The 7,689-nt window shown below is 70.0% G+C and carries 9 protein-coding genes; all 9 read right to left on the bottom strand.

Going from position 1 to position 7,689, the window contains the following annotated elements; genetic code table 11:
* Nucleotides 1-270: 270 nt before the first annotated feature.
* The 9 genes from M0R80_30225 to M0R80_30185 all read right to left on the bottom strand — a co-directional run bounded on the left by M0R80_30225 (nucleotide 271) and on the right by M0R80_30185 (nucleotide 7,607).
* Nucleotides 271-1,119 carry a metal ABC transporter permease gene (locus M0R80_30225; protein MCK9463915.1) on the bottom strand — a complete coding sequence of 283 codons (849 nt, stop codon included), beginning with the start codon at nucleotides 1,117-1,119 and terminating at the stop codon, nucleotides 271-273.
* Between the two features lie 3 nt (nucleotides 1,120-1,122).
* Nucleotides 1,123-1,908, bottom strand: a complete 786-nt coding sequence (locus M0R80_30220; protein MCK9463914.1) for a metal ABC transporter ATP-binding protein — start codon at nucleotides 1,906-1,908, stop codon at nucleotides 1,123-1,125.
* The gene (locus M0R80_30215; GenBank protein MCK9463913.1) at nucleotides 1,901-2,245 is read right to left on the bottom strand and encodes a hypothetical protein; all 345 of its coding nucleotides are present in this window, start codon (nucleotides 2,243-2,245) and stop codon (nucleotides 1,901-1,903) included. Before M0R80_30215 ends, M0R80_30220 begins: the two co-directional genes overlap by 8 nt.
* Before the next feature lie 26 nt (nucleotides 2,246-2,271).
* A complete protein-coding gene (locus tag M0R80_30210; GenBank protein MCK9463912.1) occupies nucleotides 2,272-3,165 on the bottom strand; it encodes a metal ABC transporter substrate-binding protein in 894 nt (297 codons plus the stop codon).
* Nucleotides 3,166-3,177: 12 nt separating this feature from the next.
* On the bottom strand, nucleotides 3,178-4,572 hold the full coding sequence (locus M0R80_30205; GenBank protein ID MCK9463911.1) for a zinc-regulated TonB-dependent outer membrane receptor: 1,395 nt from the start codon (nucleotides 4,570-4,572) through the stop codon (nucleotides 3,178-3,180).
* A 94-nt stretch (nucleotides 4,573-4,666) separates the two neighbouring features.
* Nucleotides 4,667-5,122: a hypothetical protein gene (locus M0R80_30200; GenBank protein MCK9463910.1), complete on the bottom strand. Its 456-nt coding sequence runs from the start codon at nucleotides 5,120-5,122 to the stop codon at nucleotides 4,667-4,669.
* A gap of 112 nt (nucleotides 5,123-5,234) precedes the next feature.
* On the bottom strand, nucleotides 5,235-5,468 hold the full coding sequence (locus tag M0R80_30195) for a hypothetical protein (protein MCK9463909.1): 234 nt from the start codon (nucleotides 5,466-5,468) through the stop codon (nucleotides 5,235-5,237).
* A 6-nt stretch (nucleotides 5,469-5,474) separates the two neighbouring features.
* The gene (locus M0R80_30190) at nucleotides 5,475-6,392 is read right to left on the bottom strand and encodes an Mrp/NBP35 family ATP-binding protein (protein ID MCK9463908.1); all 918 of its coding nucleotides are present in this window, start codon (nucleotides 6,390-6,392) and stop codon (nucleotides 5,475-5,477) included.
* Between the two features lie 36 nt (nucleotides 6,393-6,428).
* Nucleotides 6,429-7,607 carry an aminotransferase class I/II-fold pyridoxal phosphate-dependent enzyme gene (locus M0R80_30185; GenBank protein MCK9463907.1) on the bottom strand — a complete coding sequence of 393 codons (1,179 nt, stop codon included), beginning with the start codon at nucleotides 7,605-7,607 and terminating at the stop codon, nucleotides 6,429-6,431.
* Nucleotides 7,608-7,689: the final 82 nt, after the last annotated feature.

Below are 7,689 nucleotides of genomic sequence, written 5' to 3'. Positions count from 1 at the left end.
CTGAGGAAAGGAAAACCGTCATGTCCACGGACACGTCCGTCCACGCGAAGATCTGCGCCCTGCGCGCTGATCTCGTTGCCGCTCTCATCGACCGCGCCGAAGCCAAAGCACCTCGGTTTCACGTGTAGTCCGTGGTCGCCTTCGTGGTCGCCTTGGCGAATTCGTCGCCTTTCGACTAGAATAGGCGATACGGGAAAGCCGCGTGGTTGTAGGTTGGGAGGGACCTCGGGGTAGAAACGACCTGGCTATGGTCGATCGTCACGCGCTGGGCTACGAGCGGCGGCGCTTCAAGCGTGTGGCCGCGCCGCGCGCCACCAAGAAAACCGCGCCCGCCACCACGGCCATGCTCGCGCCCGTGGGGATCGAGAGCTCGAACGAGGCCCAGTAGCCGAGGAACGCGCAAAGCGCGCCGAGCAGCGCGGCGACGGCGACCACCGCCCTGGCGTCCCGCACGAGCGCGAGCGCCGCGGCCGACGGGAACACGGCGAAGGCGAACGCCGGGAGCGCGCCGACGACCCGGGTCGTGGTCGCGGCGGCGAGCCCCATGGTGAGGAAGAGGAGCGCCTCGAGCCCCCGCACCGGGACGCCGTGCGCCTCCGCGGTGCCCGCATCGAACGCGACGGCCCAAAACGGCCGCGCCATCGCGCCGTGGACGGCGATCACCGCGAACGAGATCGCGGCGGTCTCGAACATCTGCGCGCGCTCGATGGCGATGGCGTTCCCGAACAGGATGTCGTTCACGTCGTGGAGCTCCTGCGGGATGTAGCCGCCGACGAGCAGGACGAGCGCCGAGGAGGCGACGTACACTGCGCCCAGCCACCACTCCCGCGTCGCGCCGCGCGACTCGCGGAAGAGGCCAAGTGCGACGGCGCCGGCGATCGCGAACAGGATGGCGAAAAACCGGGGCGACTCGACGATCGCGCCGCAACCCTCGGGCAGCATGTGGGCGAGCCAGAACGAGGCGACGACGCCGAGCCCGGCGAGCTGGGAGAGCGCCGCCGGGAGGAAGACGACCCGCCGCAGGATGGCGTGCACGCCGACGACCGCCGCGGCCGCCGCGCAGAAAGACGCGGCGATCACCGCGTCGAGCCAGAGGAAGTGGCTCTCGAAGAACTCCATCCGTCACCTCCCCCCGCCCGTCGGGCGCACCACCAGCGCGTCCCCGGTCCCGACGACCTCCATCGCCCGGCCGTACGCCGCGGACAGGCGCTCGGAGGTCATGATATCCCTTGCCTCCCCCAGGGCGAACAGCCCGCCATCCTTGTTCACGATGGCGATCCGCGAGGCTCGCTCCGCCGCGAGCGCGAGCTGGTGGGTGACGAGCACCACCGCGGTGCGGCGCGTGCTCGCGAGGCCGGTGACGAGGTCGAGCAGATCCCGCTCGGACGGGACGTCCATGCCGGCCGTCGGCTCGTCGAGCACGAGGAGCGCCGGATCGCGGACGAGGGCGCGGGCGATCAGCACCCGCTGCTGCTGGCCGCCGGAGAGATCCCGGAACGCCTCTCCCGCGAGCGGGCCGACCCCGAGCTCCTCGAGCGCCCGCTCGGTCGCGTCGCGCGCAGCCGGCCCGAGCCGCGGGAGACGGCGCCCGGTCACCGCCCCCATCGCGCCCATGGCCGCGACGTCGCGCGCCGTGAGCGCGAAGATCGGATCGTGGCGCCCCCGCTGCGGCACGAAGCCGACCGTGAGCCCGGGGCGCCGCGCCACCGTCCCTGCGACCGGCCGCAGCGTGCCGAGCATCGTCGCCACGAGCGTCGTCTTCCCCGCACCGTTGGGACCGACCAGGGCGAGGGTGTCCCCCTCGTCGATCGAGAACGAGATCCCCGCGAGGAGCGCCCGTCCGCCGTAGCCGATCGAGACGCCTTGCAGGCGAACGAGCGCGCCGGTACCGGTCACGGCGTCACTCATCCTCGTGCAGCTCCGGGACGCAGTACTCCGCGCCGTCGTGTTCCTCGATCTCGCCGTCCTCGCACGGGCAGTCGCCGTCCTCCGGGCATAGGCACGCGGCGTGATCGTCGTACCCGCCCTCGCCGCACAAGGCGGTGATCCCGGTCGGCGTCACGCACGCCGCGCCGTCGAACAGCCAGCCCTCGTCGCAGTGGCAGTGCCCGTCGTGCTCGGTGCCGTGCTCCCCGCAGTCGAGCGCCGCCTCCCCGGACTCCCCCTCCTCGGCGCAACCGATCGCGGCAACGGAGGCGGCGACGGACAACATGGCGATGAAGAGGTTCTTGAGATTCGTTTTCATGGATATTCTCCGTTTGGTTGTATTCGTCATGAGGCCGTCAGACGGCGCACGAGCTTGTCGATGAGCTCGATGTAGCTCTGCGTGCCGTCGGCGCCGACCATCGTCGGCAGCACCTCGAGCCGGGCGCCTGCCTTCTTCGCGAAGATCTTCGACAGCGTGGTCGGGTAGAACGACTCCTGGATCACGTACCGGACGTTCTCGGACCGGACCCGCTTGACGAGGCTCGCCACGTGCGACGGGCTCGGTGGGATGCCCGGCTTGGGCTCGAGCGCGCCGACCTCGCGGTAGCCCGCCCAGTCGAGGAAGTAGATCCAGCTCCTGTGGTAGACGACGACCTTCGTGCCCTTGCAGGCGTCGAACGCCCTGCGCCACTCGGCCATCTTCGCCTCGAGCCGCTTCACGAACGCGTCGGCGCCTGCTCCATACGCCTCGGCGCCTTTCGGATCGATCGCGGCGAGCCGCTTCGCGATGCCGCGCGCGAGCCTCACGCCGTTGCGCGGATCGCTCCAGTAGTGTGGGTTTCCACCTGGGTGGACGTCGCCCTTGGATCTGTCCGCGGACTCCACCTCCATCGGCGGGATGAGCGTCGAGCAGTCGAGGTAGCCGTCCGCGCCGCGCTGGATCGCGCCGTTGCGCGCGCCCACGAGGAGCGGCGGCAGCCAGCCCGCCTCGAGCTCCATCCCGGCGAGCAGCACGAGATCGGCGCGGTTGAGATCCACGATGAAGCTCGGCTTGGCGTCCAGGAAGTGCGGGTCCTGCGTGGGCCGCACGAGCGACGTGACCGCGACCCGGTCGCCGCCGACCTCCTTCGCGATCGCGCCGAAGTCGGGGATCGTGGAGACGACGCGCACCTTCGCGGATGCGGCCCCAGGCAGGATCGCGAGCAACATGGCAGCGGTTAATGCAAGCAACGTTTTCATTGTCCCGCCTCCTCAATACGCGTGCGCCCCGTGGGCGCCCGCCGAAACCTCGATTTGGAGCAACGCGATGTGGTTCGGCTCGTAGCCTTCCACGTTTTCGAACGTGTACTGGAGGCGCAGCCGCGAGAAGTGGCTCGGAAGGAACGACACCGCGGCGGAGCCGCGTTCGACGTCCAGCCCGAGCTTGGCGCGCCCGTTCTCTTCGCTCGGCGCGTCCCCGCCGGCGCGTCGCCACAGCTCGCCGCGCAGCGCCGCCTCCCAGCGCTTGGCGATCCCGAAAGCCAGATCCGCGTAGCCGCCCGCGTCCCTCCAGAGATCGCCAGGCACCTCCATCTCCCGGTACCAGCCCTCGACGAGCAGCGAGATCGATCGATAGCCCGTGTACCCGCGGCCGATCGGGCGCCACCGGAGGAGCAGGTCGCCGCCGTACGCGTAGCTCCGGTTGCCGACCTCCGGACCCATCGCGGAGGGCGCGAAGACGGCGTTCCCCGCGATCTGGAGCGCCCAGTCGTCGGCGAGATCGAAAAACTGCGCGAGGCGGACCGGGTACAGGAAGTCCGCGAACGACGGATCCCCCTCTGTGAGCGGCTTGGTGCGGAACGAGCCTCCCTCGCCCATCTGCAGCGCGCCGGTCAGCTCCACGTACCACGGCAGCGGCGCCAGCCAGGACAGCTCGATCCCCGGCGCGCCGAGCCCCTCGGCGCCGAACAGGAACTGGTTCGGCAGCGGGTGCAGGACGAAGCGCCAGGAGTGCGGGTGCGTGTTGTTCTGGCGGCCCACCTTCGTGAGGAACAGCCCGCCGCGCACCTGTAGGTTGCCCAGCAACGCGAGCGTCGTGAAGGTGATCTCCTCGAGGTGGAGGTGCGAGAAGCAGAACGCCATGTCGAACTTGAAGTACGGGTCGATGTTCGCGGACGCCGCGAGCTCGGCGCCGGTGACTGCCGGGCCGTTCGTCGTCGGCGCGTGGCCGCCGAGGTGGACGCGATCCTCTTGCGAAAAGTACGTCCCGACCATGTCCAGGATGAGGGAGATCGACGGATTGCTCTCGTTGCCGACGATCTCCTTGCCGAACAGGAGCGCCAGGGGATCCTCCTCGGCCGTCTCCTCTGGCGTCGCGGTCCGGGCTGCAGCTGAGGCGTCGGCCTGCGCGGCGACGGTGAGTTCGCGATCGATCTCATCCTCGCCGGCGTTCTGCAGCGTCCCCTGCTCCTTCTCCTTCCCCTCTTTCAGCGCCGCGATCTGCCGCTCGAGCGCGGCGACCCTTTCCTCGAGCTGCTGCTCGCGCGAAGGCTGCGGCGCTTCGTCCGGGGGATCGTCTTGTTGTGCGTGCGCGGCCATGCCCTGCAGGCAGAGCGCTGCGAGCGCCGCGAGGCCCCATCGGAGGATCGGGCGGTGCTGTCGGGTCATGTGCCTTCTTCTCCCCGCGCGTCGACGCGCGTCCTTCGCCCCGCGAGTTGGAATGTGCCCGCGGTGCGGTCGTTTTCGTCGTTTGTCCGGAAAACTAGGCGGCCACGAACGGGGGAGACGTCTTGGGTGCGAAGGACAGGATCGACTCGGACGGGTCGAACCGCTCGACGAACGCGACAGCGGACCGAGCGACGTCGGCGGCCGGTGTCGATATGGAGCTCGTTTGCGGTGCGACCGGGGTGCGCGACAGGAGGGCGTTCAGGAGCGCGCAGGCGACGTGGGCGGAGGGGATCTCGTCGGAGCCGGCGCGGTACCCGAGTGGCGCCAGGCCGTCGTGCTCGTCGTGCCCCGCGCCTCCTCCGTGCTCGACCGCCTCGATCTGCTCGTGCTCCGGGCAGTACCTATGGCCGTGCTCGGACGACTCGAGGTGCACGTTGCGCAGCGCAGCGCCGGCGCCGAGGACGACCGCCAAGTAGGCGAGCACGCCGAGGCGGATCGCGTCTCGGAGGCGCGCGTGCGACGGGGTCGTTCCGGCAATCACTTCGAACAACGGCGCATCCCTCTTTCGAGTCGGATTATATCGAAGAACGCGGCGCAACGGTTCCGTTTTCTCCGTTTGCCTCGAGGCGACCCGCTCGAGGGGAAACGCGCCCCGCGGCGCGCTATTCCCTCACCTCTCCGTGCAGCGTCTCCGAGTAGCTCTGGAACCGGTGCCCGCACATCAGGACCGCGCGCGCCGAGCCCGGCCTCTCGACCCGGAAGTCGAGCTGGAAGCCGATCGGGTTCTCCTTCCCGCAGAAGAGGCAGCACGGGTGCTCCCGGCTCTGCAACGCCTCCATCGAAGCCTGCGCGGCGGCGATCGCGACCGGATCCCTCGGGGCTGCCTCCCTCTCCACCGGCGTTCACCCCGCGTTCCCGCTCGGACGCTTCCAGCTCAGCACCGGCCGGAAGACGCCGTCGAGCGCCTTGGCCGCGGCGGACTCGGCGAACCGCTGCATGTACGGCACGCCCTCGTCGCACGCGCCGGTCAGGCTCGGGTCGATCGGCACGCGGCCGAGGAACGGGACTCCCGACTCGCGCGCCATCCGCTCGCCGCCGCCGCCCTTGAAGATGTCGGTCCGCTCGCCGCACTTGGGGCAGACGTAGCCGCTCATGTTCTCGACCACGCCGATGACCGGCATGGAGAGCTGCCGGCAGAAGTCGATCGAGCGCCGCACCACGGTCAGCGCCACCTCCTGCGGCGTGGTGACGATCACCGCGCCGTCCGCGTCCTCGACGAGCTGGCAGATCGACAGCGGCTCGTCGCCGGTTCCGGGGGGCGTGTCCACCACGAGGTAGTCGAGGCGGCCCCATTCCACGTCCGTGAGGAACTGCTTGATGACTCCCATCTTCCGCGGGCCGCGCCAGATCACGGCGTCGCCCTCGCCGCGCAGCAGGAAGCCTATCGACATCACGCCGATGCCGCCGAGCTCGACGGGCAGCATCCCGTCCGGCCCCGAGCGGATGCGCTCGCCGAGGAGCCCGAGCATCCGCGGGACCGAGGGACCGTGGATGTCGATGTCGAGCAGGCCGACGCGCTTGCCCTGCATGGCGAGCCAGATCGCGAGGTTTACCGCGACCGTGCTCTTGCCCACGCCGCCCTTGCCCGACAGGACGAGCACCTTGTGATCGATCTCGCACATGCGCCTGGCCAGCGTCTGCCGCTCCGCGCGCTCCTCGGCCGACTCGCCCTCCCTTTGGCTCTTCGCCGAGCAGCTCGCGTCGCCGCACGTCTCGCAATCGGCCTTGTCGTGACCCTTCTTCGGGCGGTCGTCTGACATTCGACTTTCCCTTTCCAGAACCACGGCGCCCCGCGGCTACGCGTCGAGCGCCTGCTTCAGATCCTCGATGAGATCCTCGGGATCCTCGATGCCGACCGACAGGCGGACCAGCCCGTCGGAGATGCCGGCCTCGGCGCGCTCCGCCGCCGGGACTCCCGAGTGGGTCATGGAGGCGGGGTGCTCGATCAGCGTCTCGACGCCGCCGAGCGACACGGCGAGCACGGCGAGCTTCACCCGGTTCATCAGGCGCTCGCCCGCCGCGAAGCCGCCCTTGAGCTCGAAGCTGATCATCGCGCCCGGGCCGCTCATCTGCCGCTTCGCGAGCTCGTGCTGCGGGTGGCTCGGGAGGCCGACGTACCGCACCCACGCGACGTCGGGCCGCGCCTCGATCCAGGCGGCGATCCGGGCCGCACCCGCCTGGGCGCGCTCGATCCGCAAGGAGAGCGTCTTCAGGCCGCGGTGCACGAGGAAGGCCTGGTGCGGATCCATGTTGCACCCGACGAGCGTCATCATCTGCCGCAGGCGAACCGCGACCGCCGCGTCCTTCGCGATCAGGATCCCGCCGACCGCGTCCGCGTGGCCGTTGATGAACTTCGTCACCGAGTGGAGCGCGACGTCGGCGCCGAGCTCGAGCGGCCGCTGCAGGTACGGCGAGGCGAACGTGGAGTCCACGACGAGCAGGGCGCCCGCGCCGTGGGCGAGCTTCGCGGCCCCTTCGAGGTCCGTGATCTGCATCATCGGGTTCGACGGCGTCTCCACGTACACCATCTTCGTCTTCGGCCGGAGCGCGCGCCGCACCTGGTCGAGATCGGACGTGTCGACGAAGCTCGCCTCGAGACCGAACTTGCACAGGTGCTTCTCCAGGAGCGTCCGCGACGGCCCGTACACCGAGGCGGTGCTCACGACGTGATCGCCGCTCGCGAGGAGCGCGAGGTACGCGGTCGCGACGGCGCCCATCCCGGAGCTGGTCGCGACGGCGGCGGCGCCGCCCTCGAGCTCGCAGACGCAGCCCTCCAGGGCGCGCGTGGTCGGGTTGCCGAGGCGCGTATAGATGAAGCCGTCGTCCTTGCCCGCGAACCGGTCCGCCCCCTGCCGCGCACTCTCGAACGCGAAGGTGGAGGTTTGGTAGATCGGCGTGACGACGCTGCCGTTGGCGTCCCTGCGCATCCCCGCGTGCACCAGCTTCGACGTGAACCCCATCTTCTCGTGTTTCATGTGATTGTCCTCTTTCTGCAGCACTTCAGTTGTCGCGGCCGAATCCGCCGCGGCGCCGCCTGCCGCCCTCGCCTCTTCCGCG

Source organism: Pseudomonadota bacterium (assembly GCA_023229365.1).
Taxonomy (GTDB): Bacteria; Myxococcota_A; Polyangia; order JAAYKL01; family JAAYKL01; genus JALNZK01.
This window is presented reverse-complemented; position numbering and strand designations above follow the sequence as displayed.